29 protein-coding genes are annotated in these 26713 nt (G+C 70.5%); 16 read left to right on the forward strand and 13 right to left on the reverse strand.

Features of this window, described 5'->3' with window-relative positions:
• The first annotated feature begins 32 nt into the window (after positions 1-32).
• Positions 33-296 carry a DUF5133 domain-containing protein gene (locus ACIP89_RS03705; RefSeq protein WP_401921182.1) on the forward strand — a complete coding sequence of 88 codons (264 nt, stop codon included), beginning with the start codon at positions 33-35 and terminating at the stop codon, positions 294-296.
• 338 nt (positions 297-634) lie between these two features.
• On the opposite strand, the gene ACIP89_RS03710 is transcribed toward ACIP89_RS03705, so the two are convergent.
• Both ACIP89_RS03710 and ACIP89_RS03715 read right to left on the reverse strand, forming a co-directional pair.
• Positions 635-1267, reverse strand: coding sequence for a response regulator (locus ACIP89_RS03710; RefSeq protein WP_389209538.1), 633 nt, complete (start codon positions 1265-1267; stop codon positions 635-637).
• Positions 1268-1382: 115 nt separating this feature from the next.
• Positions 1383-2537: a N(5)-(carboxyethyl)ornithine synthase gene (locus ACIP89_RS03715; protein WP_402112810.1), complete on the reverse strand. Its 1155-nt coding sequence runs from the start codon at positions 2535-2537 to the stop codon at positions 1383-1385.
• A 274-nt stretch (positions 2538-2811) separates the two neighbouring features.
• Here ACIP89_RS03715 and ACIP89_RS03720 point away from each other — a divergent pair, with 274 nt between their 5' ends.
• Positions 2812-3555: a calcium-binding protein gene (locus ACIP89_RS03720; protein WP_401923686.1), complete on the forward strand. Its 744-nt coding sequence runs from the start codon at positions 2812-2814 to the stop codon at positions 3553-3555.
• Between the two features lie 136 nt (positions 3556-3691).
• Here ACIP89_RS03720 and ACIP89_RS03725 read toward each other — a convergent pair whose 3' ends face one another.
• Positions 3692-4555 (reverse strand): hypothetical protein, encoded by an 864-nt coding sequence (locus ACIP89_RS03725; RefSeq protein WP_402112813.1) that lies wholly within the window; start codon positions 4553-4555, stop codon positions 3692-3694.
• Positions 4556-4884: 329 nt separating this feature from the next.
• On the opposite strand from ACIP89_RS03725, the gene ACIP89_RS03730 reads away from it, so the two are divergent.
• Entirely contained in the window at positions 4885-5922 is a 1038-nt protein-coding gene (locus tag ACIP89_RS03730; protein ID WP_402112815.1) for an iron-containing redox enzyme family protein, read from the forward strand.
• On the opposite strand, the gene ACIP89_RS03735 is transcribed toward ACIP89_RS03730, so the two are convergent.
• The 6 genes from ACIP89_RS03735 to ACIP89_RS03760 form a co-directional block, all read right to left on the reverse strand.
• A complete protein-coding gene (locus ACIP89_RS03735; RefSeq protein WP_402112817.1) occupies positions 5908-6198 on the reverse strand; it encodes a CDGSH iron-sulfur domain-containing protein in 291 nt (96 codons plus the stop codon). The genes ACIP89_RS03730 and ACIP89_RS03735 overlap by 15 nt on opposite strands.
• Positions 6170-6835, reverse strand: coding sequence for a HemK2/MTQ2 family protein methyltransferase (locus ACIP89_RS03740; protein WP_402112820.1), 666 nt, complete (start codon positions 6833-6835; stop codon positions 6170-6172). The genes ACIP89_RS03735 and ACIP89_RS03740 overlap by 29 nt, the downstream gene beginning before the upstream one ends.
• Before the next feature lie 39 nt (positions 6836-6874).
• Positions 6875-7888 (reverse strand): L-histidine N(alpha)-methyltransferase, encoded by a 1014-nt coding sequence (locus tag ACIP89_RS03745; RefSeq protein ID WP_402112823.1) that lies wholly within the window; start codon positions 7886-7888, stop codon positions 6875-6877.
• 270 nt (positions 7889-8158) lie between these two features.
• Entirely contained in the window at positions 8159-8488 is a 330-nt protein-coding gene (locus ACIP89_RS03750; RefSeq protein ID WP_402112824.1) for a hypothetical protein, read from the reverse strand.
• Between the two features lie 444 nt (positions 8489-8932).
• Positions 8933-9136 carry a hypothetical protein gene (locus tag ACIP89_RS03755; RefSeq protein WP_402112826.1) on the reverse strand — a complete coding sequence of 68 codons (204 nt, stop codon included), beginning with the start codon at positions 9134-9136 and terminating at the stop codon, positions 8933-8935.
• Positions 9133-9327 (reverse strand): hypothetical protein, encoded by a 195-nt coding sequence (locus ACIP89_RS03760; RefSeq protein ID WP_402113479.1) that lies wholly within the window; start codon positions 9325-9327, stop codon positions 9133-9135. The genes ACIP89_RS03755 and ACIP89_RS03760 overlap by 4 nt, the downstream gene beginning before the upstream one ends.
• A 155-nt stretch (positions 9328-9482) precedes the next feature.
• Between ACIP89_RS03760 and ACIP89_RS03765 the strand changes: the two genes are divergently transcribed.
• The 6 genes from ACIP89_RS03765 (at position 9483) to ACIP89_RS03790 (ending at position 14192) form a co-directional block, all read left to right on the forward strand.
• A complete protein-coding gene (locus ACIP89_RS03765; protein WP_402113482.1) occupies positions 9483-10322 on the forward strand; it encodes a helix-turn-helix domain-containing protein in 840 nt (279 codons plus the stop codon).
• Complete coding sequence (locus ACIP89_RS03770) at positions 10319-10534, forward strand: DUF397 domain-containing protein (protein ID WP_402112828.1); 216 nt, start codon at positions 10319-10321, stop codon at positions 10532-10534. The genes ACIP89_RS03765 and ACIP89_RS03770 overlap by 4 nt, the downstream gene beginning before the upstream one ends.
• Positions 10535-10595: 61 nt before the next feature.
• Positions 10596-10805, forward strand: a complete 210-nt coding sequence (locus ACIP89_RS03775; RefSeq protein WP_402112830.1) for a DUF397 domain-containing protein — start codon at positions 10596-10598, stop codon at positions 10803-10805.
• Positions 10806-10866: 61 nt separating this feature from the next.
• On the forward strand, positions 10867-11076 hold the full coding sequence (locus ACIP89_RS03780; protein ID WP_402113485.1) for a DUF397 domain-containing protein: 210 nt from the start codon (positions 10867-10869) through the stop codon (positions 11074-11076).
• Between the two features lie 1944 nt (positions 11077-13020).
• Complete coding sequence (locus tag ACIP89_RS03785) at positions 13021-13374, forward strand: PadR family transcriptional regulator (protein ID WP_401921165.1); 354 nt, start codon at positions 13021-13023, stop codon at positions 13372-13374.
• Complete coding sequence (locus ACIP89_RS03790) at positions 13371-14192, forward strand: hypothetical protein (protein WP_402112833.1); 822 nt, start codon at positions 13371-13373, stop codon at positions 14190-14192. The genes ACIP89_RS03785 and ACIP89_RS03790 overlap by 4 nt, the downstream gene beginning before the upstream one ends.
• 80 nt (positions 14193-14272) lie before the next feature.
• On the opposite strand, the gene ACIP89_RS03795 is transcribed toward ACIP89_RS03790, so the two are convergent.
• From ACIP89_RS03795 to ACIP89_RS03805, 3 genes are read right to left on the reverse strand one after another with little or no spacing between them, the layout of a single operon-like run.
• Complete coding sequence (locus ACIP89_RS03795) at positions 14273-15502, reverse strand: sensor histidine kinase (protein WP_402112834.1); 1230 nt, start codon at positions 15500-15502, stop codon at positions 14273-14275.
• An 11-nt stretch (positions 15503-15513) separates the two neighbouring features.
• Complete coding sequence (locus tag ACIP89_RS03800; RefSeq protein ID WP_402112837.1) at positions 15514-16233, reverse strand: ABC transporter permease; 720 nt, start codon at positions 16231-16233, stop codon at positions 15514-15516.
• Positions 16233-17183: an ABC transporter ATP-binding protein gene (locus ACIP89_RS03805; protein WP_401921160.1), complete on the reverse strand. Its 951-nt coding sequence runs from the start codon at positions 17181-17183 to the stop codon at positions 16233-16235. The genes ACIP89_RS03800 and ACIP89_RS03805 overlap by 1 nt, the downstream gene beginning before the upstream one ends.
• A 323-nt stretch (positions 17184-17506) precedes the next feature.
• Here ACIP89_RS03805 and ACIP89_RS03810 point away from each other — a divergent pair, with 323 nt between their 5' ends.
• The 3 genes from ACIP89_RS03810 to ACIP89_RS03820 all read left to right on the forward strand — a co-directional run bounded on the left by ACIP89_RS03810 (position 17507) and on the right by ACIP89_RS03820 (position 20541).
• Positions 17507-18379, forward strand: coding sequence for a MaoC/PaaZ C-terminal domain-containing protein (locus ACIP89_RS03810; protein ID WP_402112840.1), 873 nt, complete (start codon positions 17507-17509; stop codon positions 18377-18379).
• A 95-nt stretch (positions 18380-18474) separates the two neighbouring features.
• The gene (locus ACIP89_RS03815; RefSeq protein WP_401921157.1) at positions 18475-19551 is read left to right on the forward strand and encodes a Zn-dependent alcohol dehydrogenase; all 1077 of its coding nucleotides are present in this window, start codon (positions 18475-18477) and stop codon (positions 19549-19551) included.
• A gap of 48 nt (positions 19552-19599) precedes the next feature.
• Positions 19600-20541, forward strand: coding sequence for a 3-oxoacyl-ACP reductase (locus tag ACIP89_RS03820; protein ID WP_401921155.1), 942 nt, complete (start codon positions 19600-19602; stop codon positions 20539-20541).
• A 429-nt stretch (positions 20542-20970) separates the two neighbouring features.
• On the opposite strand, the gene ACIP89_RS03825 is transcribed toward ACIP89_RS03820, so the two are convergent.
• Positions 20971-22398 carry a hypothetical protein gene (locus ACIP89_RS03825; protein ID WP_402112843.1) on the reverse strand — a complete coding sequence of 476 codons (1428 nt, stop codon included), beginning with the start codon at positions 22396-22398 and terminating at the stop codon, positions 20971-20973.
• Positions 22399-22595: 197 nt separating this feature from the next.
• Here ACIP89_RS03825 and ACIP89_RS03830 point away from each other — a divergent pair, with 197 nt between their 5' ends.
• The 4 genes from ACIP89_RS03830 (at position 22596) to ACIP89_RS03845 (ending at position 26619) form a co-directional block, all read left to right on the forward strand.
• Positions 22596-23639: an ABC transporter substrate-binding protein gene (locus ACIP89_RS03830; RefSeq protein WP_401921152.1), complete on the forward strand. Its 1044-nt coding sequence runs from the start codon at positions 22596-22598 to the stop codon at positions 23637-23639.
• Positions 23640-23780: 141 nt separating this feature from the next.
• Complete coding sequence (locus ACIP89_RS03835) at positions 23781-24617, forward strand: Nif3-like dinuclear metal center hexameric protein (RefSeq protein WP_401921151.1); 837 nt, start codon at positions 23781-23783, stop codon at positions 24615-24617.
• The gene (locus ACIP89_RS03840) at positions 24614-25357 is read left to right on the forward strand and encodes a zinc ribbon domain-containing protein (RefSeq protein WP_401922310.1); all 744 of its coding nucleotides are present in this window, start codon (positions 24614-24616) and stop codon (positions 25355-25357) included. Before ACIP89_RS03835 ends, ACIP89_RS03840 begins: the two co-directional genes overlap by 4 nt.
• Positions 25357-26619: a bifunctional RNase H/acid phosphatase gene (locus tag ACIP89_RS03845; protein WP_402112845.1), complete on the forward strand. Its 1263-nt coding sequence runs from the start codon at positions 25357-25359 to the stop codon at positions 26617-26619. The genes ACIP89_RS03840 and ACIP89_RS03845 overlap by 1 nt, the downstream gene beginning before the upstream one ends.
• The last annotated feature ends 94 nt before the right edge of the window (positions 26620-26713 follow it).

Below are 26713 nucleotides of genomic sequence, written 5' to 3' on the forward strand. Positions count from 1 at the left end.
CCCCGACACCGGACTACGAGGAGTACTTCACCGTGCTGAACCCCAGCCCGCAGGACCTGCGTGTAGCCCTGGCCCGCTATGCGGACGCCCGCATCCACGACGACCGCTTCCCCACGGACTCCACGGCGGGAGCCGTCGAGGACGCCGCCTACACCCTGTGCGTCATGACCGGCACCCGTGACGTGCCGCAGGCCCTGAGCATCGCCGACGCGCTGCTCGGGGAGCACACGACGATCTTCCCCGTCAGCTCCCCGAAGACGGCCTCCGAGCAAGGCAAGGGACTGCAGGCCGCCTGAACGGTCCGTCGTGGCGCCACCAGCCGGGTGCCGGGCCCCCTCCGTACCGAGTCACACCCGGTGACCGGCTCGCCGCGGGGGCCCGGAGCGGACGGCCGGTCGGGCAGCCGGGCGACCGCCCGCCCCCGCGAGTGGGCAACGGCCAAGGACTTCGACCTCACGGGAACCGGCCTGGTGCCACCCGCGGCCACGCCCTGGCCTTCCGGACGTCGGGGTCGGTCCTGCTGGGCGGCGTGCGGCTGATGACTCTCCGGCCGCCGCGCCACCGGTCGTCCGTAAAGCGCTGCACGGACCGGGGAGGACCGTACAGCGCTGCACGGTCCTCCCCGGACCGGCCCTCAGAGCCAGCCCTGCTGCCGCGCTGCCCGGACCGCCTCCATCCGGTTACGGGTGGCGGTCTTGCCGATCGCGGACGAGAGGTAGTTGCGCACCGTCGACTCCGACAGGTGCAGCTTCGCCGCGATGTCCGCGACCGTCGCCCCGTCCACCGAGGCCATCAGCGCATCGCGCTCCCGGGCGGTCAGCGGACTGGGGCCGGCGCTCAGCGCGGCGGCGGCCAGCGCCGGGTCGATGACGGTCTCCCCGGCCAGCACCCGCCGGATCGCCGCCGCCAGGTCCTCGACCGGCCCGTCCTTCACCAGGAACCCCGCCGCCCCCGCCTCCATCGCCCGCCGCAGATACCCGGGCCGCCCGAACGTGGTGAGGATCAGCACCCGGCAGTCCGGCACCTCCTCGCGGAGATCGGCGGCCGCGTCCAGACCGCTGCGCCCCGGCAGCTCGATGTCCAGCAACGCCACATCGGGCCGCGAGGTGACGGCCGCCGCCACGATCTCGTCCCCGGCCCCGACCTGGGCGACCACCTCGATGTCCGGTTCGAGCCCGAGCAGCAGGGCGAGCGCGCCCCGCATCATCCCCTGGTCCTCTGCGAGCAGCACTCGTACGGACTTGACCGGCCGGTGATCCTGCGGCATCTCGTTCACGGGGAACAGGTTATGGGCGGTGGGGCGTTGGGGCGCGTCAACCGGCCTGGGCGGCCGGTCGGCGGCGTACCCGGCGTGGGTCTGCCGCCGACCGGGCCGCACCGGTTCAGAGCAGCGCGTGCGGGTACTGCTCGGCGCGGTGCTGGAAGGCCAGGACCGCGGGGTTCTGGACGGTGCCGCCGCGGATCTCGATCGCCCGGCTGATGGTGCGGTCGGCGTCCCAGCCGTCCGGCCCTTCGAGGACCGTCCGCAGGAACGGGATCAGCGCCTCGCTGTTCTCCCAGGTAGCCGCGTCCCACAGGTAGGAGGGGCTGTGGTCCACGGCGTAGTAGTGGACGTTGTCGCCGACGGTGAACATCGGCTCGTTGAAGGTCGTGGGCCGGGCCCAGGCGAACCCCATGCCCTCGTCGCAGGAGACGTCGATGACAAGGGTGTCGGGTGCGAGCTTCGGCAGGTCCTCCTGTATCAGGAACATCAGCGGCGCGGCGGTGTCCTGGAGCACGCAGTTGACGATGATGTCGTGCCCGGCCAGGAACTCGGCCAGCGGCTCCGGACCGTCCTCGGTGAGCGCGACGCTGCGCCGCGGGTCGAGGGTGTCGTCGGCCACGTCGTGGTCGAAGCGCACGATCCGCGCCGAGTGGATCGGTGAGCTGACGGCGGTGGTGCCGCGGGCGGTGAGCACGTCCACGTCGTGCACGCCCAGCGCGCTGAGCGCGGTCACCGCGCCGCGGGCGGTGGCTCCGAAGCCGATCACCGCCGCCCGCCGCCGGCGCCCGTAGTCACCGGTCGCCCCGGTCAGCTGCATGGCGTGCAGCACCGACGAGTAGCCGGCCAGCTCGTTGTTCTTGTGGAAGACGTGCAGGTTGAACCCGCCCTTCGGGGTCCAGTGGTGCATCGCCTCGAAGGCGATCACGGTGAGCCTGCGGTCGATGGCGGCCTGCGTGACCTTCTCGTCCTGCACGCAGTGCGGCCACCCCCACAGCACCTGCCCGTCCCGCAGCTCCGCCACGTCCTCGTGCAGCGGTTTGGCCAGCAGGATGACATCGCTCTCCGCGATCAGCTCCTCGCGCGAGCGGAAACCGGCTACGTGCGGTGCGAGCCGGGAGTCCGGGACACCGAAGTGCTCTCCGTATCCGGTCTGGAGAAAGATGCTGGGGCGGAGGTCGGCGTCGATGCGTTCGAAGTGCGCCGGGTGGATCGGCAGACGGTGTTCGTTCTCTTTACGGGCCTGCGAGACGATTCCGAGCTTGAGCTGCTGCAAATTACCCCTCTGATTATCCCCTGTGTAACACATCCCGGAGGGGCGCGGACCCGGTCGACGGCGTTCGTCCGGGCCGGAGGGGAGTTGGAACACGGTGCTCGCACCGGGGCACCGGGGCTCAACCATTGTCGTGGCCCGGTGGTCATACCCCTGCCATCCGCGTGCCGGGTGGGCTCGGTCAGCTGCGCCCAGGGGTTCCTGCGGCGCCGGAACACAGGGGACCGCTTTCATGCGTCACCGCACCACCTAGACAGTCTTCGCCGGGGCACTCGCCCTGTCCGCGCTCGCGCTTCCGGGGGCCGCGCGGGCGGACGAGGTCTCGGGCGACATCAAGATCACGAAAGTGGTCGTCAACGGCGGGAAGAACATCGTCCTGGGGACCACGAACGTGAAGAGGTTCACCATCGCGGTGACCGCCACGGACGACTCGGGCATCGAAGTCGGGAAGACCTTCCCGACCATGTGGCACACGCCCCTCCCGAACGGCGACGCCTACGGTCTCGTGCTTCCCGACGACATCCGGGGCAAGTGCGTGCGCCAGAGCTTCACCACGACCACCTGCACCTACGCGATGACGATGAACCCGCGCATCGAACCCCAGGACAACAGCACGGCCGGGACCTGGACCGTGCGCGCCATCGCGATGGCCAACGACGGTGACTACATCGGCAGGGATGCCGCCGCCAAGGCCAAGGTCCTGCGCAACTCCAGGCTGACGGTCAACGCCTCGCCGGAGCCGGTGAAGAAGAACAGGACGATCACCGTCACGGGCGCCCTGACCCGCGCCAACTGGGTGACCTACACGTACGCGGGCTACACGAAGCAGCCGGTGAAGCTCCAGTTCAAGAAGAAGGGCACGAGCACCTACAAGACCCTCAAGACCGTGACGACGGACAGCAAGGGCAACCTGAGGACGACGACGAAGGCCACGGCGGACGGCTACTTCCGCTACTCCTTCGCCGGCACCCCGACGACTCCGGCGGTCACCTCCGCGGTAGACTACGTGGACGTGAAGTAGCCCCGTCCGGGACGGGGCGATGTTCGCTCGAATCGAGGTCCGGTGAAGCCCCGATCCGTTCCATTAGGCATCCTCTCTTTCCATGGAGCCGCCGGTTGAACGGAGTTGCGGTCCCGGCCGGAAGCCCGTTGCCCGATCAGCCCCGCCGGTCGATTTCCCGTACCGGCGGGCGGTCGACGACTTCTTCCTCCACCGGCGGTCCTGCGATCAGCTGCGTGGAGCTGTACGACTGCGTCGCCCCGCGTGCCTCGGCGAGGGCTTGCTGCCGGATGTCGCCGAACAACTGAATCGTGGTGGCGGCCAGGACATCGTCCCCGCCGATGGTCCGCGCGTCCCCTCGGCGGGTGGACAGGGCCCGGAGGGAATCCTGGAGGGACGGGGACGGGGACGGGGACGGGTCCGGTTCGTCCGATGTCACGAGGGTGACCGTGCCGAAGCGGGTGACCCCGCCCTCGCGGACGACCATGGCTGCGTCCCGGGCGAGGTCCGTCAGGAACACGCTCGCTATCCCGTCCAGGTCGCGGACCATCGCGGGGACGGCCGTCACTCCCTGGTTCCGCAGCAGTTGCCTGACCCCGGCCTCGAACCTGTGGGCGCCTGCCACACCGCTCGGCCTGCGCGTCCTGCTGCGCTTGCGAGGGGGCACGATGACACCTTCGGCGTCGTACATGACACCGTTCAGGCCTTTGAACGTCGGGCTGTGGTCGTACCACTTGCCGCCCACCTCCAGCTCGACGTTCCGGTCGATCGCCGAGAGAAGGTCCCTGGGTATCAGCTTCTTCCGTGCCTCCGCCGCCGCAGCTCGCCTCGCGGCGGTGATGACCTCCGTCAGCACGGTCCGCGTCACCGACGCGGCGGCCCACGTGGCCGACCGGGAGACGTGCATCGGGGTCACGTCCCTGAAAACCGCTCTGACGAGAGGAGGCTTGAACGGCGAGACGTCCACGACGGAGTCGGTCTCCGGACCGATGCGCTCAAGGCGTGCGGGCTGTGCGGTCATGGGAAGAACCCTCCCTTGGGAGCGGGTGGCGATCCCGCACCCACTGTCGGCCTCTCGGCCTGGCTGATCGAGAGATTCGCTGCGATCGTACGGACCGACTCTGACACCGTCGGCTTCCGTACGGCAGCGGGGGCGGGACCGGCCGTCCCGGGTGACTGAGCGACCACGCGTGCGCCGCTTTCGGCCAACTGACCACGTAGTCCCCTGCCCGGCCGTGTGCCACGGACCGGCTGGCCTGAGAGCGTCTGGCCGTGCGTGCCCCGGTGGGCGAGAATGCCTTCAGCGCCCGTGAATATGGCATCCATGCGTTCGACCGACTTGGAGAGCCGATGACCGTCATCGCTGTCACCGCAGACGCGCAGTCCCTCGCCCACGCGTTACCCGCCCCCAGGGGACCGCTGTCCGCGACCGTCGTCACCGCGCTGGCGCGGCCCCCGGCCCCGGAACCGTTTGCACTGCACGCGCTGGAGGGGACCGATCCCTACGGTGAGGATCTGACACTGGCCCTGCACGTCTGCTACGAACTGCACTACCGGGGCTTCGCCGGTGTCGATCCGCTGTGGGAGTGGGACCCGGAGCTGCTCCGGCTGCGGGCGGCGATGGAGCGGGTGTTCGCGACGGCTCTGCGCTCGGACACGGGCGGTGGTACCGATGTCGCCGCCGTACTGGATGGGTTGCTGGTGGAGACGGTGCCCGGTGACGGGGTCTCGCACTACCTCCGGGACTCCGCGGACTGGGAACAGATGCGTGAGTACTTCGCGCACCGTTCGGTGTACCACCTGAAGGAGGCCGACCCGCACGCCTGGGTGATTCCCCGTCTTCAGGGACAGGCCAAGGCGTCCTTGGTGGCGGTCGAGTTCGATGAGTTCGGCGGTGGCCTTGCCGAGAGGGCGCACTCCCAGCTGTTCGCCGACCTCCTGGCCGGCGCCGGCCTCTCCTCCGACTACCTGCACTACCTGGACGACGTACCGGCACCCGCGCTCGCGATCGTGAATCTGATGTCGATGTTCGGGCTGCACCGGAGGCTGCGCGGCGCTCTGGTCGGTCACTTCGCGGCGGCCGAGATCACCACCGCCCCGAGCGCGCAGCGGATCGCCCAAGCGTTGGAACGGCTGGGCGCGGGACCGCAGTGCGTACTCTTCTTCACCGAGCACATCGAGGCCGACGCCGTGCACGAACAGGTACTGCGTCGTGATGTCATCGGTGACTTGCTCGGACGGGAACCCCACCTCGCCGGGGACGTGGTGTTCGGTGTCGAGGCCACCGAGCTGCTGGAGAGCAGGCTCGCCGCGCACCTGCTCGCCGCCTGGCGCACCGGAACGACTTCGCTGCGCCGGGCGTTGCCCGAACAGTCAGCCGGGGTCTGACTCCGGGGCCCGGCTGTCGGCGTCCTGGCGGACGCGTCGGCGGTGGCTGGTGTCACAGAAGGGGTACCGCCGGCTGCGCCGGCACACGCACAGGGCGACCACGAATCGATCCGAGACGACGACCTCACCGTCTCTGCCCACCACCTCGACGGGGCCTTCGACGAGAAGCGGTCCACCGGGAACGAGAGTGATCCGCCTGCGGTCCCGGTCTCGGGGGCCGAGTGCCTTGTCCGGCTCCGGAACGGCACTAGGGCTGGTCGTCGCGCCGGTCTCCACGGATCACCACCAGTTCCTCGTGGCGTTGTCCCGCCTTGATGAGTCCCTGCTGTTCCAGGAATGAGATCCGGCCGTTCATGACCGGGCCGAACGGTACTGTCCGCCGGGCCACTACCGCGGCCTTCAGTCCTGCCTTGTGCAGAAGGTCCACGGTGGTCTCCACTCCGCACACGGCGGAGTGGACGATCAACAGCATGCCGCCGCTGGAAAGCATCCCGGAGGCGTTGACGCACAGCGGATCGAGCAGGGCCCGTCCGTCACGCGCGGCGTCCCATGCCCTGCGCGATCCGCTCCGGGGAAGATCCCCCTGAGGGGACGGTACGTAGGGCGGGTTGGCCAGTATCACGTCGAATTGCCGGGGCGCACGGAATGTCATCGCGTCCCGGCGCTCGACCCGGACCGGGAGCCCGCGTACCCGGGCGTTGAACCGGGCCGTCAACGTGGCACGGAGCGAGATGTCCAACGCCGTGACGTGCCCCGCTCCCACGACGGCCGCGGCGATGGCCAACGCACCGGTACCGGTGCACATGTCCAGAACACGTGCGCCACTGGGGATTCCGGCGTCATTCAAGGCCTGGATCAGCAACCACGTATCCGTCTGGGGCCGGTACACCCCAGGAGATCTCAGTAACCACATGGTGTGATCCGTGAATCGCGGGAAGCGGCCTCTCTCGTGTCAGAGCGCATTGGCTGCCTCACCGCGTTCATCTGAGCGTGTGAAGAGGAAGATGCCGTACTGCCACTCCTCGTCGGTCCACTGCGCGCGCAGATCGAGACCGCGTGCGACGACGTCGGCCACGAACTGCTCACGCCGGAACTTGTGGGACAGGCCGACATTGAGCGAATCACCACGCCGCAGGTTCAGCTCAAGACCAAGATCACGGAATGCGACGGAGTGGTCCTCGGTCGCATAGACACGTGCGTCGACGGTCCCGGTATCGGCGTCGAAGTGTGCCCGAGCGGAGAAAATCCGCGAGTCGAAGTTACCACCGAAACGCCGATTGAGATGATCCAGATGATTGAGCCGGAACCGTGTGAAGGGCGATCGCCCGACCGGATCGTTGTAAGCGGCTTCGAGTACCTGAGCAGGCTTCAGAAGATCGACCGAGACCAGGAATCCGTCACCGGGCCGAAGCGTGCCGATGATTTCGGAGAGCAGCCTGTCACGCTCATCAAGTGGCATATTGCCGAGATTGCTTCCGAGGAATGACACCGCCACTGGTTCGGGCTTGCTGTCCCGCAGCCAGGCCAGCCCCGCTTCGTACCGGCCCCACAGCCCCTGTACCCGCAGGCCGGGCAGCTCGGCGGTCAGATCGCGCCCACTGCTCTCCAGCATCTCGCGGCTGACATCGATCGGCAGGTAGGAAGTCGGCCGACGGTCGGCGCAAGCCGCCAACAGCAGTCGCGTCTTCTTCGCGCTCCCGCTCCCCAGCTCCGCGATCAGACCGCAGCCGATCAGGTCGGCGATCTCCCCGGCGTGACGCTTCAGCAGCCCGTGCTCGACCCGAGTGAGGTAGTAGTCGGGTAACTCGGTGATCAACTCGAATAAGTCCGAGCCGAGCGCGTCGTACCCGAAGTGGGCGGGAACCCGTGGTGGATTCTCCTGGAGACCGGTGAGGAGGGCCGTCCGGTCTTCCCAGAAAGCCGCGCCCTCGTCAACCGCCACGATATCGACCCGGCTCAGCGTCATGGTGTCTCTCCAGACTCCTCGGGCCGCGCCTTCCCGGACGTCGGCCGTAGTTCAATACCCTGTCCTGCATACGTAGATCAAGCGGAACGCGAAGGCAGCGGATACTCCGGTCGCCCCGTGGAGCCTGCCACCGCTCCACCGCACGCAAACCGCCAATACCCGTAACTTCGGCGGACCTTCAGTAATCGCATATGACGGCGCGGCCGAATTCGAGCCACGCCCCTTCCAATTCCGGCCGGACAGTCGCGGCTGTTCTCTGAGAGGTGGCCTTCAGTCGTGCAGGAGGTCCTCGAACTCCCAGGAGTGGCCCGGCGCGTGGCCGACGAACAGCATGCAGGCCTGTCGCAGGTGGGGAGCGAGGACAGGGTCCACCATCTCGCACGGCGCGGCACAGACGTAGGTGAATGCGTCACCGTTCCAGCGCACCCATACGTCAAAGGTGCCGCGCCCCATGTCCTCCAGATGACCGGCGTGCTCGTCCGAATGCCCGTGGGCCAGTTCGCAGACCAGCGAGTCGGGGAGTCCGGGGCTCCCCGACTGCTGATGAGCCTGCGTGGTCTCGAACCAGGGCGGACAGACGCGGGAATTGCAGTGGATCACCGTACGGCCTCCGGCTGAGGGGATGTGGGGCGCGGCCCGCGCGACGCGCGGCAGCGCGCGGGTACGGGTGGGGTGGGGGCTCGGGAGCGCCGTACCCGGCTACGGCGCGGCGTTGCCGGACGGGCCACCCGGCGAGCGTCACCAGCAGCCCGGCGGCCGGGTCGAGCACGGTGAGCAGATCGGGGCCCCCGGCCGCCAGCCGCTCCATCGCGTGCTCCTGCTGGTCCGGGTCCTCCGCCCAGGCCCGCAGCCCGTCCGGAACGGCTTGGCCACGAAAGCTGATCGACGACGGGGACTCGGAGGCACCGAGCCCGTTCGCGAGCCGGTGCGCCTGCCGCCGGAGCCACCGGAGTGCGAGCCGGCGGTTCGGCAGGGTGGCCCGGCCGAGGGAGACGGGCCTCCCGCCGGCCGTCGCGGTGATCTCCGCCGCGTAGGGGACGCCGTTCACGCGGCGGGCTCCCGGGTCGGGAGCCGGACCAACACTTGCAGCGCCTCCGCCGCCGCTTCGGCGAAGGCCGTCAACTCGGCTTCTTTCGCCACGTGTTCGGCCAACGCGCGGTCCAGCTCGGTGCGGAACACTGCGCGGGTCTCGGGGTCCGATGCGATGCGGTGCAACTCGGCGTCCAGGTCGTGCGCCGGGACTCTCACAGCACCTCACCCCGGCTCCGTGCGTTGCACCGCGCGTTCTCGGCGCGCAGCCGCTCTATGGGGTCCGCGCGCCGTACGTGCTCCGGCTCGGCCTCCCATTCCTGCCCGCCGCAGACCGGCCGCAGCGACCAGTACGGGCCGGCGAGGCCCCGGAACTCGCCCACTTGGTTGCCTCGGCCTATGTCCACCATGAGGGTGCCGGGGGCGGGTGCGGGGTGAGGTCGTCCGCTCAGGGGATCGGCTTCTCTGCACACGATCGTGCCTCTCCGTAGTCATTTCACTACCAAGGCGGCCCAGCGTGGCCTACGGTCAGGCCGTATTCAATGTTCTGAAAACGGAGGGAACGTTGGTAAACATCAAGGAGCTGAACCCGAGCCGAAGCCCCCGGGCAGCGTTCGGTGCACGTCTGCGCAAGGCACGGGAGGCACGTGGTCTGAAACAGGACGAGCTTGGCGTGCTGATGGGCTACTCGGGACGGCACATCTCAGGCGTCGAAACTGACAACAAACCGCCGAGCCGCAAATTTTCACGCAGCGTCGATGTTGCCCTCGGGCTCGCCGGGACCGCCGAATCGTTCGAACGCGCGTGGGGAGGCCTACGGAACGGAAGTCTCCTGGAGGGGTTCCCGGAGTATGTGGGGTACGAGGGGCGAGCAGCAGAGATCAGACTGTTTGAGTGCGGCGTGATTCCCGGTCCACTGCAGACGCGAGAGTACGCGCAGGCCCTTGCTGGAAGCTCTGTCAGGCGGGGAGTCATCACGCGTGAGCAGGCAGAGGAACGAGTCTCGTTCCTCATGGAGCGGCAGGCGGCGTTAGTTCGCCCGGTGCCGCCGTTGGTGATCGCCGTGCTGGATGAGAGTTGCATCCTTCGGCCGGTCGGTGGGCCAGCTGTTATGGACGCGCAGTTGCAGCGCCTGATCGACTTTGCCGAGCAGCCGAACACCATGCTTCAACTCGCCCCCTTCGACCTTGGAGAGCGTCGGACCTTCGATCGCTTGGTGAATCTGCTGACCCTCCAGGACCGGTCCGTAATCTCCTACGTTGAGTCGCAGACCCAGGGGTACCTGGACCGCGAACTCAACTCAGTCTTGCCACTGGTGAGGGCCTACCATCAGCAGCAGGCCGAATCGCTTTCCCAGACGGCGTCCGTGGCCATGATCAACGAGGTACGAAAGGGCACCCCGTGAAGAATGATTCTCTCTCCGCTCTGTGGTTCAAGTCCTCCTACAGCAACAACGGTGGTTCCTGTGTCGAGTGGGCTCCGACTCACGCAGCCACTACCGGCGTCGTCCCCGTCCGCGACTCCAAGGATCTGAGCAGCCCCGTCCTGGACATCCCCGCCCACGCGTTCACCTCGTTCGTCGCGGGTATCAAGGCGGGAGAGTTGGGCGCCGCCTGACCGCCCGGTAGGCGTACACCGCCTCTTTGGCGTCCACGTTGCAACGGTGAAAGGGCACCCCGTGACGACCGAATCCCCCCGCTGGTTCAAGTCCTCCTACAGCAGCAACGGTGGCCAGTGCGTCGAGATCGCAGCCAACCTTGCCGTCTCGCGCGGCGTGGTACCCGTCCGTGACTCCAAGGATCTGCGCGGCCCGGTTCTGGAGATCCCGACCCACGCGTTCACCTCGTTCGTGACGGGCATCAAGGACGCAGAGTTCGGCGCCATCTGACCGCTCGGCAGGCGTACACCGCCTCTTTGGCGTCCATGTTGGAACGGTGAAAGGGCACCCCGTGACGACCGAATCCCCTCGCTGGTTCAAGTCCTCCTACAGCAACAATGGTGGCTCCTGTGTGGAGTGGGCGCCAGCACAGGCGTCCGCTACCGGCATCGTTCCCGTCCGTGACTCCAAGGATCCGCGCGGCCCGGTCCTGGACATCCCCGCCCACGCGTTCACGGCCTTCGTGGCGGGCGTCAAGACCGGAGACCTCCGCACCGCCTGAGCAAGCCATCCGGCGCCGCCCCAACGTGTCCCGCACGGCGGGGCGGCGCTGTGACCAGCCGGGCTGCCACCGGCCCCGCTTCACCCGGGGCCGGTACACCGTGACGCGGCGGCCGTGTTCGCTGACCTCGGAGCAGCCGACGAAGCGCTCCCTGAGCATCCGCCATTTGGTGCGGTCGCGATCCGTGTGGGCGGACGGCGCACCGTCGTCGCTGACGACCAGGATGCGGCCCACGGTCAGCATCGCCGCCGCTATCTGCGCCGGGGTGCCCTCCACGCCGTTCATGGTGCCGGATTCCAGCGGGTCCCGGGCCAGTGCCAGATCCCTGAGCCCGGTGAACGCCGTGGGCGACACGAGGGCGGTGTCACGGCGTGCCGCAGGTATGTACAGCACGCCGTCGCCTGCCTCGCGGACCGTGGCGACGGTCTCGGCCGTGGCGAGTACGTCGTCGATCCGGCCGGCCGGGGCGCGCAGTGACAGCTGGACGGGGAGCAGTCCGAGGAAGGCGAGGGCCGTGACCGCGACGATCAGCCGACGCGGGGGTGTGCGCAGACGGGGCGCGAGTCCGCGAATCGCCGCGCCGATGAGCAGGGCGAGCCCGAGGTAGCTGAACAGGACGTAGCGGGTGAGGTAGACCGGTTGAGCCAGCGAGGCGGCCAGCAGCAGGAGTTGGGGTACTGCCAGCAGGGGCGCGGCCACCGCCGTGAGCGCGGCCCGGTCACGGCGGGGCGCGCCGGGGGCCTTCCCCGGCCGGGCGAGCCAGGCGCAGAGGGTGCCCGCGAGGAGGGTCAGCAGGAGGCCCAGCAGGGTGCTCGGGCGGACCGGGGGTATCCAGGCGACCTGCCCCGTCTGGGACTTGCTCGCCACGATGAGGGGGAGTGTGCCGAGCACGGCGCCGGAGGAGGCGGCTCCCCAGCGCAAGGCGGTCGCGCGGGGCGCGCGGGTCAGGGCCAGCGTCACGGCGTGTGCGGGCAGCAGCAGGAGCGAGAACCAGTTGAGCAGCGCGGCCAGCAGCACGGTCGCGCCGTACGCCGCCCAGAGGGCCGTACCACGCCTGCCGGTCGTGCCGATCGCCTCGGCCAGCAGCAGGCAGGCCAGCGCCGCACAGGCTGTGACCAGGGCGTACGAGCGTCCCTCCTGCGCGTACTGCTGCACTGCGGGGATCAAGGAGAATGCCAGGCCCGCGGCCAGCCCCGTACACGGGTCGGCCAAGCGGGCGCCCAGCAGGGTGATCACGGCGGCGGCCCCCGCCATGGCCAGGACGGAGGGCAGCCGCAGGGCGAGGAGGCTGTCCCCGAAGGCGGCGAAGATGCCGTGCGCGAACAGGTAGTAGAGGCCGTGGACGACCTCGGCCGTGTCCAGCAGGTGCCACATCTCCGGGATGCTCCGGTGGGCCACCTGCCACGTCGCCGCCTCGTCGCGCCACATGCTGTCCTCGCGGGTGATCCCCCACAGCCCGAGTAAGAGGCTGAGGGCCGCCGGACCGGCCGCGAGTGTTGTTCTAGGCATGGCGAAGCTCCGGCTCGGCGTGAAGCGTGAAGGGGAGGCGAGCGGAGCCCCCGAACGAAAGCCGTCGGAGGGCTCCGCATACCTTCAGCACGCTAGGCGGCGGCGGTGATCCGGGTCGTCACCTGCGCTGACGAGCCGGGCGGCCGTCGCAGGGGCTACGCGAGGTGCGGACCGGGTCCGTCGCAGGTGCTACACCGGGACCGGCATCGGCCGTGCGACCTACTCCCCGGCGCCGGGCGCCTGGTTCCGGTTCGTGTCCAGGCGGTCTCGTTCGGATCACCGTGCGGACTCTCGGGGTACCTGTGATGTCGCTCCGGCCAGGCGGCGGCCGTGGTCTTCCCGGCCCCACGCGACCGTCTGCCACCCGCTTCCTGATGGAATCAGTGCTCGTCAACCGCTGTTCAATAGTCCGGTGAACGTACTATGGTCGCTCGCATGGCTGATCGCAGTAGATCCATGCAGGAACCCACCCTGCTCATCCTCACGGCTCTGGCCGACAGGCCCCGACACGGCTACGGACTGGCTCAGGAGGTGCTGACGATTTCTCAGGGCCGCGTGCGGCTGCGTACCGGGACGCTCTACGGGTCTCTCGAACGCCTCCAGGAAGAAGGTCTGATCGAGGTCTTCTCGGAGGAGCGGGTCGAGGGGCGGCTCCGGCGCACGTACGCCCTCACCCGCGCCGGGCGAGACACCCTCGCCGCAGAAGTCCGGCGCATCACTGCCACCGCCCGCGAGGCCACCCGACGCCTCAAGCAAGCCACCATCGAGCCGACCGGAGCCCCCGCATGACCGACGCCCGGCACTCCTCCCGCGTCCTGTCTCTCTACCCGCGCCGATACCGGGCAAGCCACGGTGCCGAGATCCTCCAGATGTACCGGGATGCCGGCGAGGGAGCCTCAGCGGCTGCCCGCCGTCTGGAGCAACTGGACATCGCGGCGCATGCGTTGCGCGTGAGGACGCACACCGGCTCCAGTCATCGGGCCGGCCGCTTCCTGGTGGCCGCAACCCCGTACGCCCTGGCGGCCGCCGGGTCGATCGCCGCCGCCGGGCTGACCACCGCCGTAGCGGACGCCGTGCGTGGCGGGAGCACGGCCGGTATGGATCTCCTCGGCGCGGCGGTGTACGTGACCGTGCTGGCGGCCGGAGCCTTGGCCTGTCTGGGACGCTGGTCGATGTCCCGGGTACTGGGGGCGCTGTCCCTCGTGGCGCTGCTCGCCGGGGCCCAGGGCTCCGCCTGGCTGATCCCGCTACTGGCTCTGGTGGTGGTGATGCCCGCAGCGGTCGTACCAGGAAGAATCGACCGCCGGCTGGCCTCGGCCTACGCCGTCATCACCTGGCTGCCTTCCCTTTACGCGGCACTCTCGGGCGACGGCGACTTCTTCCTCGGAATGATTCAGCAACTCGGTCCCGTCATGCTGCTGATCGCCATCCGCACCGCGGCCCCGGGGGTCCGTCCCCGGCACATCCTCGCGATCCTGGTGGCCGGCGCACCCTGGGCCACGACAGCCGCAGGTTCACCGATCGGTGCCGCCATGGTCATCGCAGTCCTCGCCATCGCCTGGGGAGTCGGCCGGCTGTCCCGTAGGCGACTGCCCGTCACCACCTAGAAGCAGAAGGCTTCCCGCGCACCATCGGGCCGACCGGATGAAGGCCGACCGGATGAAGACAGGCCCCGCCCCGACCCCGTCTACGCGCCCGGGGCCGGGGCGGGACCCGTGCCGCCGTTCTCGCCGTCCCCGCCCGGCTCGTCCGTCGGAAGCTCCGCCGTCACCACGAAGCCGCCGCCCGGCCCCCGTCCCGCCTCCAGGGAGCCGCCCGCCGCCGCCAGGCGTTCGGTGAGGCCCTTCAGCCCGGTGCCGCCGATGCCCGGGGTGGGCGCCGCCGCCGTGGTGCGGCCGTCGTCGGTGACCGTCAGGCGGACCCGGTCCGGGGTGCCGTCGATCACGAAGGCGCAGGTGGTGGCGGTGGAGTGGCGCAGGACGTTGGTGACGGCCTCCCGTGTCACCCAGCCCAGCAGCGCCTCGGCCTGCGGCGGGAGCGGGGGGCCGGAGCGGCGGACCGTGGGTTCGATGCCCGCGGCGATCAGCGCGGACCTGGCCCGGTCCAGCTCGGTGGCCAGGCTGCCCTCGCGGTAGCCGGTGACCGCTTCACGGATCTCGGTGAGCGCCTGCCTGCCCACCGACTCGATGTCGGCGACCTGCTGGAGCGCCTGGTCCATGTCGTGCGGTGCGAGCCTGCGCGCGGCCTCCGACTTGACGACGATCACCGAGATCGTGTGGCCCAGCAGATCGTGCAGATCGCGGGAGAAGCGCAGCCGCTCCCTCTCCACAGCGCTGCGGGCCAGTTCCTGCCGGGTGGAGCGCAGCTCCATCACCGTCTCCGACAGGGTGAGCAGCGCGGCCGTCACCGCACCGGAGATGAAGGTGCCGTACGCCAGCGTCCACGGGGTCCCGGTGCTGTCCTCGCGCCAGACCGAGATCACGCACGCGGTCACGGCGAGCACGAGCAGACCGACCGCCAGCCAGCCCTTGCGCAGGACCGTCCCGCAGGCCAGCGAGAGCAGCGGGAAGAACAGCAGCCAGCTGCCGCCGTACCCGGCCGCGAGCCCCAGCGTGACGGCGGTCAGCGCGGCCAGCAGCACGTACGTCAGGCGGCTCTCGCGTGCCCTTTTGTCGAATCCCCTGAACACCACGGAGATGTAGAGGGAGTTGAAGGTGAAGAGACCGATGCCGCCGACCCAGGGGTTGGGGCTCTCACCCTGGAACAGATTGGAGAAGGCGCCCAGGCCGAGCAGCAGCCAGGGCAGCAGGACGTAGGGTCCGGGAGGGCCCGGACGACGGTGCTCCCTGCGCCACTCCCGTCGCTCCGCACGCCGCCTGCGCCGGGCCTCGCGCGCTTCCGATCCGTTCCCGAACATGTTCACTCCCGTCACACGGTCCTCGCGGACCGACGGTACGAGACCACGGCGTACCCGCCGAACAGCAGCAGCCACCCGGCGAGTACGCCGATGGTCGTGGCGCCGGGCGCGTGGCCCTCGGTCGCGGCCCAGCCCAGTTCGGCGAACCGGTTGGCGGGGGTGAACCCGCCGATGGAGCTGAGCCAGTCGGGGAGCAGCTCCAGCGGGAACCACAGTCCGCCGACGATCGCGAAGCCCATCAGGCAGGCGACGTTGACGACGCCGGTGCCCTGCGGGGTCAGCCGGTAGCCGTTGCCGAGACCGAGCAGGGTGAAGGGCAGCGCGCCGATCCACAGCAGCAGGACCAGTGCGCCCCACTGCCAGGCCTCCAGCTCGACCCCGTTGACCAGCCGGCCCGCCAGCAGCACCGTCAGGATCGTCGGAAGCACTGTCACCGAGCCGCTGATCGCACGGCCCACGACCGCCTGCGAGGGGGAGAGCGGAGTGACCCGCAACTGCTGGAGCCAGCCGAGCGACTTGTCGGACGAGACCCCCGTACCGATCGCCATCGCGGAGCCGAGCGCCCCGTACGCGGCCATGCCGACCATGGAGCCGGTCTTCCAGTCGCCTTCGCCCCCACCGCCGATGTTGGTGAAGAGCAGGTACATCATCACCGGCATTCCGGAACCGAAGAGCAGGAAGAAGCCGTCGCGCAGGGTCCGGCGGATTTCGAGCAGGATGTACTGGAACATCAGACGGTCTCCTTCTGGTTCTGGTCCGCCGGAACGGCTGCGGCCGGTGCGGTGAGGGAGAGGAAGGCGGTCTCCAGCGTGGCGGGGGAGACCTGGAGGCTCCGGATCAGGCCCAGCCGGGCCAGCTCCACGACGGTGGCGTCCGAGTCGGCCGTGCGCAGCAGCGCCCGGTCCCCGGTCACCTCGACGGTGGCCACGCCGGGCAGCAGATCGAGGCCCTCGGTGGACCCGCCCGCCAGGTCGAACGAGACCAGGTGCAGTCCGGCCGCCTCCTTGATGGAATCGGCGCTGCCGTCGGCGACGATCCGGCCCCGGTCGATGACGACGATCCGGTCGGCGTTCTCGTCGGCCTCCTCCAGGTAGTGGGTGGAGAAGACCACCGTGTTGCCGCGCCTGGCGTAGGCCCTCATGGAGTCCCAGAAGCCGCGCCGGGCCTCCACGTCCAGGGCCGCGGTCGGCTCGTCCAGGACGATGAGTTCCGGGTTTCCGGCCAGTGCGACGGCGAACCGGACGCGCTGGAGCTGGCCGCCGGAGAGCTTGTCGATGCGCCGGTTCGCGTACTCCGCGACGCCCGCCAGGTCCAGTGCCTCACCGAGCGGCATCGGGCGCGGGTAGGTGGAGGCGACGAAGGCGGTCAGCTCGCGGACGGTCACTCGGGGGATGGGCCGGCCCTCCTGGAGCATCGCGCCGATCAGACCGGCCCGGACCGCCTGGTCCGGGGTGCGGCCCAGGACCCGCACGCTGCCGGAGTCCGGCTCGTCCAGGCCGAGCAGCAGGCTGATGGCGGTGGACTTCCCGGCGCCGTTGCGGCCGAGCAGTGCGACCGTCTCGCCCCGCTCGACGGTCAGCCCGATCCCGTCCACGGCCCGTACACGCTCCTCGCCCCGGCCGAAGGTCTTGACCGCCCCGGTGAAGACCACCGCGGTCCCGTTCCCCGTTGTTGATTTCATGGACATGACGCTACGGAGCCGGGGTGCGGCCCCGGCAGAGGCGCATGTACGGACTCCGTGATGACAAATGTCATCGGCCGGCCGGACGGAAAGGGCGGACGAGGCTCTCCGGTGCGATCCGACCGGCCGGATCGCTTCGGGACAAGGTGATCTGACGGCGCGTCAGTGGTCTTCACAACTGCTGGGAGCTGCGTTATACATAGGGCCACCGGCTAGAACGCGTTCTAGAACGGACGCGGCTTCCGGTCCCGCACGACCTCGGTGCGGCCGACGGTGCGGAAGGCCGCGCCGAGGTCTTCCCACCATCAAGGAGCAGCTCTCCCATGCCCATTGATGCCGCAGAGGCGGTTGCCGCCGAACCCCGCTCGACCCCGATCAGCTGGGACCACAAGGACGTCCAGCTCTACCACCTGGGCCTCGGAGCGGGTACGGCCCCAGGCAGGCCGGACGACGCGACCGACCCGGACGAGCTGCGCTACACGCTGGAGTCCCGGCTGCACGTACTGCCGAGCTTCGCCACCGTCGCGGGCGCCGGTCTCGCGATGGCCGGAGGTCTCGCGGCGCCCGGGATCGACGTCGACCTGGCCGCCGTGCTGCACGGCGGCCAGTCCGTACGCCTGCACCGGCCGATCCCGGTGCAGGGAAAGGCCGTTCAGACCTCGAAGGTCGCCGCCGTGTACGACAAGGGCAAGGCGGCCGTCCTCGTCCTGCGTACCGAGGCCGCCGACGACGACGGCCCGCTGTGGACCAACGACGCACAGATCTTCGTGCGCGGCGAGGGCGGATTCGGCGGCGAGCGCGGCCCCTCGCAGCGGCTCGCCACTCCGGAGCGCGAGCCGGACCGGGTGGTGGAGCGGCCGGTCCGGGCCGATCAGGCGCTGCTCTACCGGCTCTCCGGGGACTGGAACCCGCTGCACGCCGACCCGGAGTTCGCCAAGCTGGCCGGCTTCGAGCGGCCGATCCTGCACGGGCTCTGCACCTACGGGATGACGCTCAAGGCGGTGGCCGACACCCTGCTGGACGGCGAGGTGTCCCGCATCAGCTCCTACAGCACCCGGTTCGCCGGGATCGTCTTCCCGGGCGAGACCCTCCGCATCCGGATGTGGGCCGGTGACGGCCGGGTCCAGGTGCAGGTGACCGCCGCCGAACGCGACGACGCACCGGTCCTCGCGGACACGCTCGTCGAGCACTCCTGAAGCACGTACCGCACCTACCGCACCAACGGCAGGCACCGCACCTACCGCAGGCACCGCACGTACCCGCACGTACCGACCCCGAGGGGAGCCGCACCATGCGCGCAGCCGTACTGCACGAGACCGGCCAGGACAAACTCGAAGTCCTCGACGACGTCGAGGCGGTGGGCTTCGGGCCCGGCAAGGTCAGGCTCCGCATCCGGGCCACCGGGCTGTGCCACTCCGACCTGTCCGCGATGAACGGGGTGCTGCCGCAGCCCGCCCCCTTCGTCCCCGGCCACGAGGGCGCCGGCGAGGTGCTCGACGTCGGTGACGGGGTGACCGGGCTCAGCGCCGGGGACCGGGTACTCGTCTGCTGGCTGCCCGCCTGCGGCGCCTGCGCGTCCTGCAAGCGCGGCCAGACGCACCTGTGCCTGGCCGGATTCATGAACGCGGGCACCCCCAACTTCAAGCGCCCCGGCGGTGACGTCTTCGGCTTCGCGGGCACCGGCACCTTCACCGAGGAGGTCGTCGTCAGCGCGGACTGCGCGGTGCCGATCCCCGACGACGTGCCGTTCGAGATCGCCGCCCTGATCGGCTGCGGCGTCACCACCGGACTCGGCGCCGCCATCAACACCGCGCAGGTGGAGGCCGGTTCGTCGGTGGCCGTGATCGGCTGCGGCGGGGTCGGCATCTCCGCGATCCAGGGCGCCAGGGTGCAGGGCGCCGCCCAGATCGTCGCCGTGGACCCGGTGGCCTCCCGGCGCGAGGCGGCGCTGCGGTTCGGCGCGACGGAGGCGGTCTCGCCCGACGAGTTCGGCGACGCCAAGCAGCGGATCACCGCGGGCGAGGGCTTCGACTACGTCTTCGAGGTCGTCGGCAAGTCGGTCACCGCCCGCACCGCGTACGAGAACACCCGGCGCGGCGGCACCCTCTGCGTCGTCGGCGCGGGCGCCATGGACGACAACTTCCAGGTCAACATGTTCGAGCTGTTCTTCGACGAGAAGCGCATCCTGCCCTCCATGTACGGGGGAGGGGACGTGCTCCGGTCGTACGAGCGGGCCATCGCGCTCTGGCGGGCCGGCCGCATCGACCTCGAATCGATGATCACCCACCGGGTGCGGCTCGACGGCATCAACGACGCGCTCGACCAGATGCGGACCGGCGAGTCGCTGCGTACCTGCATCGAGCTCTGAGCCACCGGCCTACCGCCCCGCCCCCTCCCGAGAGGACCCCGAGATCCGATGTCACTTCCCCTGGACGGACTGTCCGCGATCGTCACCGGCGCCGGTCGCGGCCTCGGACGCGCCGAAGCACTGGAACTGGCGCGGCTCGGCGCGGCCGTCGTCGTCAACGACTACGGGCAGCCGGGCCGCGACGGCTCGGGCGAGGCGTCCGCCGCCCCTGCCGAGCAGGTGGCGCAGGAGATCCGGGCGGCCGGCGGGCGGGCGGTCGCGCACCTCGGTGACGTGTCCGGCCACGAGCAGGCCCGCGCCCTGGTCGAGCTGGCCGTCGAGACGTACGGACAGCTCGACATCCTGGTCAACAACGCGGGCATCCTGCGCGACCGGATGATCTTCTCGATGACCGAGGACGAGTGGGACTCGGTCATCCGGGTCCACCTCAAGGGCCACTTCAACACCACGCATTTCGCCGCCGCGCACTGGCGGTCCAGGTCCAAGGCGGCCGGCGGGCCGGTCTACGGCCGGATCGTCAACACCTCCTCCGAGGCGTTCCTGGCCGGTTCCGCGGGCCAGCCCAACTACGCGGCGGCCAAGGGCGGCATCGTCGGGCTGACCACCTCCACCGCGCTGGCCCTGGCCAAGTACGGGGTCACCGCCAACGTCATCTGCCCGCGCGCCCGGACCCGGATGACGGAGGACGTCTTCGCGGGCTTCGAGGAACCGCAGGACGGACGGCTGGACGCGCTCGCACCCGAGCACGTCTCACCGCTCGTCGGCTATCTGGCCTCCCCGGCGGCCGCCCGGGTCAACGGACAGCTGCTGGTGGTGCACGGCGGGATGGTCGCGATCGTGGAGCGGCCGAAGGTGGCGGCGAAGTTCGACGCGGCGAAGGAGACGTTTTCCTTCGACGAGCTGGACGAACTGATCTCGCCGTACTACGCGGACCGCCCGCCGAACGAGACGTTCGCGGCGGCGGAGGTGCTCGGCCTGAAGCGGGGCTGACCGGCCGCCCGCGAGGAAGCGCACCGGGGAAAGCGCACAGGGGAGGGCCCCGCAGCCGGCCGGCTGCGGGGCCCTCCCCTGTGCGCTTTCCCCGTATCCCTCGTTGGTGTTCCGGCGGTCAGGCCGCCCTGCTCTCCTCTTCAGAGGTGCGGCGGTGGCGGCCGAGCGGTGGTGCTGCCGAGTCGTCCGGCGCCACACCCCCTCGGTGCTTTCCGGAGCCGCCGGCTTCGGCCCGCCCCGCGCCGGCCCCCGGCGGGCGCGTCTGGGTCGTGTCGGTTCGGGCTTCAGACATGTGGGAAGTCACCCCGTTGTGATCGCTTACGTTTTGTCTCCGGGGCCATCACGCCACCGCCACCCGGGAAGCGGTCACCTTCGGCAACCGCGGTGCGCGAATGTGTGATCCCCCGGCCCAACTTTAGACCGGTGGGTCTAGCTCATGGTGGTACGCCCCACGAGTGGCGCCTGCCCCAGAGGAACCGGCCTACACACAGGAGGAGGCGCCACGGCCCCGGACGGTTGCATACCGTTTTCCGGAGATCCGGCCGGGGCCCGTCCCGCGGCCGGTTCCCCGTCGGCCGGTGCCGTCAGGTGCGCCACCGCGCAGGCCGTCTCCCCGTCGGTGTACGGAAGGGTGAGTACGCCCTCGCGGGACCAGACACCGCTGCCCGCCAGCCAGCCCTCGGGCACCGGGAGCTGGTGCAGCCGCCGGCCGGCCGGCCGCCACACCCCCAGCCGGCTGCCCGTCGCCCCGTCGATCCGCAGGGCCACCGCGCAGCTCTCCGGCATCAGCATCTGCCCCGGCTGTACGGCGAACGGCGTCACCGCGGCGTCGGGCAGCCGCAGGCACTCCGGGAAGCGCACCGGCAGACAGCTGCCCAGCACCCCCCAGCCGAGCCGGTCGTGCCCCGGCGCGTCCGAGCGGATCAGCAGGAGGCCGCTGTCCGGGTCCGCGAGCAGCAGCCGGTCGTCGCTGCCCGGCGCGATCTGGAGCAGCGGCGTCATCTCGGCGCCCCGCCCCAGGTCCACCGCGACCGCCTTCACCGGACCGCCCCCCGCCGGTTCCCGGTCCAGGGCCAGCAGCCGGCCGGCCCGGTCCAGCCAGACCCCGCCGGAGCAGCGCCCCGGCAGCTCCGCGATCTGCTCGGGCCCGTTCGCACCGCCCGCCACCAGCCAGAGCCCGGTGGAGTACGCGCCGGTGGACAGGGCGTACGCGCTGACGCCGTCCGGTGAGGGCGGCAGCAGGGACAGCTCGTCGCACTCGACCGCGCCCAGCAGCAGTTCACCGGTGCCGGGGCCGGCCGGGTAGAGCAGCGAGAGGGTGTGCCAGTCCGCGACCCGGCGCCGGATGAGCACCCGCCCGTCGGCCAGCGGCAGCACCTGGGAACCGGCGTCCTCCGGCTGGTTGAGGGGGAGCGGTACGGCGTACGGCTCGGGGCCGTCCAGCGTCCAGCGCTCCGGGAACCAGGCCGTGCCGCCGTTTTCGGAGACCTCGTTTTCGGGGACCACGGGGCGAGCCGCCGTGAGCCGTGCCGCGTACGCGCCGTTCGCCGTGATGGTGAACGCGGGTGTCGGCAGGACCGTTTCAGCAGTCGGCCGTTCCGGTGCCACCGGAGGGCGGACCGCTTCCGCCGCCGCGTTCGGGGCACCGCGCTGCGGCGTGCCCGCCACAGCACCCTCCGCACCGCTCGGCGCCGCAGTCCCCTCCGCACCGTTCTGCGCCGCGGCCGCGGCCGGATCCGGGGGCTCCGCGGCCCCGTTCGGTTCGTCGGACCCTGGTTCCACCGTCTCCACCGTCTCCACCGCTTCGCCGGCTTCGACCGCCGCCGCGGTCCCGTCCTCAATGGCACAGGCAGTCATCAGCTCGTCACCTCCGGCCACCGAAGCTAGTTTTCGCACTTCCTGCCGAACAACACGAGACCTGTCACTTCACACATATGGGTGGCGATGCCCGTATTCACCTGAGAAGGAGGGGGTGGGTGTGCTGCACGATCAGGACCTGTCTAAGGTTAGGCAGTCCTAAGTCTTGTCTGTGTCACCCGCAACTGGAGCAAGTCATGTCCCTTCGACGCCGCGGCACCGCCGCAGTCGGTCTGGCCGTAGTCGCCGCCCTGTCCCTCTCGGCCTGCGGAAGCGACGACGGCGCGTCGGGCGGCTCCGGCAAGTCCGAGGCCGGTGGCGAGAAGAAGGCCGCGGTCGCGACGGGCGGCAAGGACTTCGGGGACGCGGCGAAGAAGACGGCGGAGTACGGGACCGACGCCCCGGCGGGCACGTTCCCCCGCACCCTCACCCACGCCATGGGCAAGACCGAGCTGAAGGCCGCCCCGAAGCGCGTCGTCGTCCTCGACGTCGGCGAGTTCGACAACGTGGTCTCGCTGGGTGTGAAGCCGGTCGGCTACGCACCTTCCGAGGGCGACGCGGCCATTCCCTCGTACCTGAAGAAGAACGCGGGCAACCCCAAGAACGTCGGCACCATCAACAACCTCAACCTTGAGGCGATCGCGGGCCTCAAGCCCGACCTGATCCTCGGCAGCCAGCTGCGCGCGGCCGACAAGTACGACGAGCTGTCCAAGATCGCGCCGACCGTGTTCTCCATCCGTCCGGGCTTCACCTGGAAGGAGAACTACCTCCTCAACGCCGCGGCGCTGGACAAGACCGCCAAGGCCAAGTCCGAGCTGGGCGCCTACGAGGCCAACGCGAAGAAGCTGGGCGAGGACGTCGGCCCGAAGAAGCCGACCATCTCGATGGTCCGCTACCTGCCGGACAAGATCCGCCTCTACGCCAAGGCCTCCTTCATCGGCACGATCCTCGACGACGCCGGCCTGCCGCGGCCCAAGAACCAGCAGATCAACGAGCTGGCCGCGGAGATCAGCCCGGAGAAGATCGACGAGGCGGACGCCGACTGGATCTTCACCGGTGTGTACGGCGCACCGAAGGCCACCAAGCGCGACACCACCCAGTCCAACCCGCTGTGGAAGAACCTCACCGCGGTCAAGGAGGGGCGGGCCAAGAACGTCTCCGACGAGACCTGGTACCTGGGCCTCGGCGTCACGGCCGCGAACCTGGTCCTCGACGACCTCCGCGCGGACCTGGTGAAGTGACGACCTCTGCGCGGACCCGGTGAAGTGACGACCTCCGCGCGGACCTGGTGAAGTAACGATTCATGACCGGTCGCCGGTCCGCCCGTACGGGGTGCGGCGGCCATGGACTGCGGGGCACGGAGGACAGGTAGCCTTTCCTCCGTGCCCCGTCTGTCTGAAGTCATCTCCGAGCTCGACGCCCTCTGGCCGCCCGAGCGGGCCGAAGGATGGGACGCGGTCGGCACGGTCTGCGGCGATCCGGACGCCGAGGTCGACCGGGTACTCTTCGCGGTCGACCCCGTCCAGGACATCGCGGACGAGGCGCTGAAGCTCGGCGCCCAGCTGATCGTCACCCACCACCCGCTCTATCTGCGCGGTACGACGACGGTCGCGGCCGGCACCTTCAAGGGCCGGGTCGTGCACACGCTGATCAGGCACGACATCGCGCTGCACGTGGCCCACACCAACGCCGACTCCGCGGACCCCGGTGTCTCCGACGCCCTCGCCGGCGCCCTCGACCTGCGCGTCGAGCGGCCCCTCGTACCGGACCCGGCCGACCCCGCGGGCCGTCGCGGTCTCGGCCGGATCTGCACGCTCGGCCACCCCGAGACCCTCGGTGAGTTCGCCGCCCGCGCCGCCGCCCGGCTGCCCGCCACCGCGCAGGGCATCCGGCTGGCCGGCGACCCGGACGCCCTCGTGCGCACCGTCGCGGTGAGCGGCGGGTCCGGCGACAGCCTCTTCGACGCGGTGCGCGCGGCGGGTGTGGACGCCTTCCTCACCGCCGACCTGCGCCACCACCCGGCCTCAGAGGCCGTCCAGCACTCGTCGCTCGGCCTGGTCGATGCCGCACACTGGGCCACCGAATGGCCGTGGTGCGAACAGGCCGCGGCACAGCTCGACGCGATTTCCGACCGCCACGGATGGGACCTGCGGGTCCATGTCTCGAAGCAGGTCACCGACCCCTGGACCACCCACCACTCTTCTGGAGCCCCCAACTGAACGCCGCGCCCGCCGACCAGATCCGACTCCTCGACGTCCAGGCCCTCGACCAGCGCCTCTCCCAGCTCGCGCACAAGCGCGACACCCTCCCCGAGCACGCCGAGATCGAGTCGCTCACGACCGACCTCGCCCAGCTCCGCGACCTCCTCGTCGCCTCCACGACCGAGGAGAGCGACACCGCCCGCGAGCAGGTCAAGGCCGAGCAGGACGTGGACCAGGTGCGCCAGCGCGCCACCCGCGACCAGCAGCGCCTGGACTCCGGGACGGTCACCTCGCCCAAGGACCTGGAGAGCATCCAGCGCGAGATCGTCTCGCTGGCCAAGCGCCAGGGCGACCTGGAGGACGTCGTCCTGGAGGTCATGGAGCGCAGGGAGTCCGCGCAGGAGCGGGTCGCCGAGCTGACCGACCGGGTCGCCGCCGTCCAGGCGAAGGTCGACGACGCGACCGCCCGCCGGGACGCCGCGACGAACGAGATCGACGGGGAGACCGCGACGATCACCAAGGAGCGCGAGCTCGTCGCCGCCTCCGTCCCCGCGGACCTGCTCAAGCTGTACGACAAGCTCCGCGCCCAGCAGGGCGGGGTGGGCGCCGCCCGCCTCTACCAGCGCCGCTGCGAGGGCTGCCGTCTTGAGCTCAACATCACCGAGATCAACGACGTGAAGGCCGCGTCCCGCGACACGGTGCTGCGCTGCGAGAACTGCCACCGCATCCTGGTCCGCACCGCGGACTCGGGTCTGTAGTGACCCCCGCGCACCAGTTCGTCATCGAGGCCGACGGCGGCTCCCGGGGCAACCCGGGGCCCGCCGGGTACGGTGCGGTCGTCATCGACCCGGCGACGGGGGAGACCCTGGCCGAGGCCGCCGAGTACATCGGCGTCGCGACGAACAACGTCGCCGAGTACAAGGGCCTCATCGCCGGTCTGCGGGCCGCGAAGGCCCTCGTGCCGGAGGCCCCGGACGCTCCGGACGGCGGCGGAGTACGGGTGCACGTCCGGATGGACTCCAAGCTGGTCGTGGAGCAGATGTCGGGCCGCTGGAAGATCAAGCACCCGGACATGAAGCCCCTGGCGGCCGAGGCCGCCCGGATCCTCCCGGCGTCCGCCGTCACCTACGAGTGGATCCCGCGCGAGCGGAACAAGCACGCGGACCGGCTCGCGAACGAGGCGATGGACGCCGGCAGGCGCGGCGGGCAGTGGGAGCCGTCCTCCTCGACGGCCGCCCTCGACACCCCGCGCACCTCGGTGGCCACGGGCCTGCCGCCGGTCTCCGGTCCGCCGGGCGACGCGGCGGCCGGCGCGGCGAGGGCCAGGGCCGCGCTGAACCGGCCCGCTCCGGCCGCCACGGTCACCCCGCAGACCGGCTGGGGCGCCCCCGACCTGGGCGCGCCCGCAACCCTCGTGCTGCTGCGGCACGGCGAGACCGCGCTCACCCCCGAGAAGCGGTTCTCCGGCAGCGGCGGCTCCGACCCCGAGCTCTCCGCCACCGGCCGCGAGCAGGCCGCGCAGGCGGCCGAGGCGTTCGCCGCCCGCGGCACCGTGCAGGAGATCGTCTGCTCCCCGCTGCGCCGCTGCCGCGAGACGGCCGGTGCGGTGGCGGCCCGGCTGGGCCTCGATGTCCGGATCGAGGACGGGCTGCGCGAGACGGACTTCGGCGCCTGGGAGGGCCTGACGTTCGGTGAGGTCAAGGAGCGGTACGGCGCCGACATGGACGCCTGGCTGGCCTCCGCGAAGGTGGCCCCGACCGGCGGCGGCGAGAGCTTCGCCGAGGTCGCCCGCCGGGTCGCCGCCGCCCGCGACCGGCTCGTCAGCCGGTACGCCGGCCGCACGGTCCTCGCGGTCACGCACGTCACGCCCATCAAGACCCTGGTCCGGCTGGCGCTCGGCGCCCCGCCCGAGTCGCTGTTCCGGATGGAGCTCTCGGCGGCGTCCGTGTCGACCGTGGCGTACTACGCGGACGGCAACGCCTCCGTACGGCTGCTGAACGACACGTCCCACCTGCGGTAAGGCCCTGAGCCCTGAGCCCTTCCGGACAGCACTCGGCCCCATCGGCGGGGGGAGGCCGATGGGGCCGAGGCGGTTCCGGCGGGCTGGGGGATTG

This window comes from Streptomyces sp. NPDC088730 (assembly GCF_044751215.1).
Taxonomy (GTDB): Bacteria; Actinomycetota; Actinomycetes; order Streptomycetales; family Streptomycetaceae; genus Streptomyces.

What these genes read in the sequence shown, in the direction of transcription:
- ACIP89_RS03710 (WP_389209538.1), bottom strand. Translation starts at nt 1,267, where the DNA reads ATGCCGCAGGATCACCGGCCGGTCAAGTCCGTACGAGTGCTGCTCGCA.
- ACIP89_RS03725 (WP_402112813.1), bottom strand. Translation starts at nt 4,555, where the DNA reads ATGACCGCACAGCCCGCACGCCTTGAGCGCATCGGTCCGGAGACCGAC.
- ACIP89_RS03730 (WP_402112815.1), top strand. Translation starts at nt 4,885, where the DNA reads ATGACCGTCATCGCTGTCACCGCAGACGCGCAGTCCCTCGCCCACGCG.
- ACIP89_RS03740 (WP_402112820.1), bottom strand. Translation starts at nt 6,835, where the DNA reads ATGTGGTTACTGAGATCTCCTGGGGTGTACCGGCCCCAGACGGATACG.
- ACIP89_RS03745 (WP_402112823.1), bottom strand. Translation starts at nt 7,888, where the DNA reads ATGACGCTGAGCCGGGTCGATATCGTGGCGGTTGACGAGGGCGCGGCT.
- ACIP89_RS03760 (WP_402113479.1), bottom strand. Translation starts at nt 9,327, where the DNA reads ATGGTGGACATAGGCCGAGGCAACCAAGTGGGCGAGTTCCGGGGCCTC.
- ACIP89_RS03785 (WP_401921165.1), top strand. Translation starts at nt 13,021, where the DNA reads ATGGCTGATCGCAGTAGATCCATGCAGGAACCCACCCTGCTCATCCTC.
- ACIP89_RS03790 (WP_402112833.1), top strand. Translation starts at nt 13,371, where the DNA reads ATGACCGACGCCCGGCACTCCTCCCGCGTCCTGTCTCTCTACCCGCGC.
- ACIP89_RS03795 (WP_402112834.1), bottom strand. Translation starts at nt 15,502, where the DNA reads ATGTTCGGGAACGGATCGGAAGCGCGCGAGGCCCGGCGCAGGCGGCGT.
- ACIP89_RS03800 (WP_402112837.1), bottom strand. Translation starts at nt 16,233, where the DNA reads ATGTTCCAGTACATCCTGCTCGAAATCCGCCGGACCCTGCGCGACGGC.
- ACIP89_RS03805 (WP_401921160.1), bottom strand. Translation starts at nt 17,183, where the DNA reads ATGAAATCAACAACGGGGAACGGGACCGCGGTGGTCTTCACCGGGGCG.
- ACIP89_RS03810 (WP_402112840.1), top strand. Translation starts at nt 17,507, where the DNA reads ATGCCCATTGATGCCGCAGAGGCGGTTGCCGCCGAACCCCGCTCGACC.
- ACIP89_RS03815 (WP_401921157.1), top strand. Translation starts at nt 18,475, where the DNA reads ATGCGCGCAGCCGTACTGCACGAGACCGGCCAGGACAAACTCGAAGTC.
- ACIP89_RS03820 (WP_401921155.1), top strand. Translation starts at nt 19,600, where the DNA reads ATGTCACTTCCCCTGGACGGACTGTCCGCGATCGTCACCGGCGCCGGT.
- ACIP89_RS03825 (WP_402112843.1), bottom strand. Translation starts at nt 22,398, where the DNA reads ATGACTGCCTGTGCCATTGAGGACGGGACCGCGGCGGCGGTCGAAGCC.
- ACIP89_RS03830 (WP_401921152.1), top strand. Translation starts at nt 22,596, where the DNA reads ATGTCCCTTCGACGCCGCGGCACCGCCGCAGTCGGTCTGGCCGTAGTC.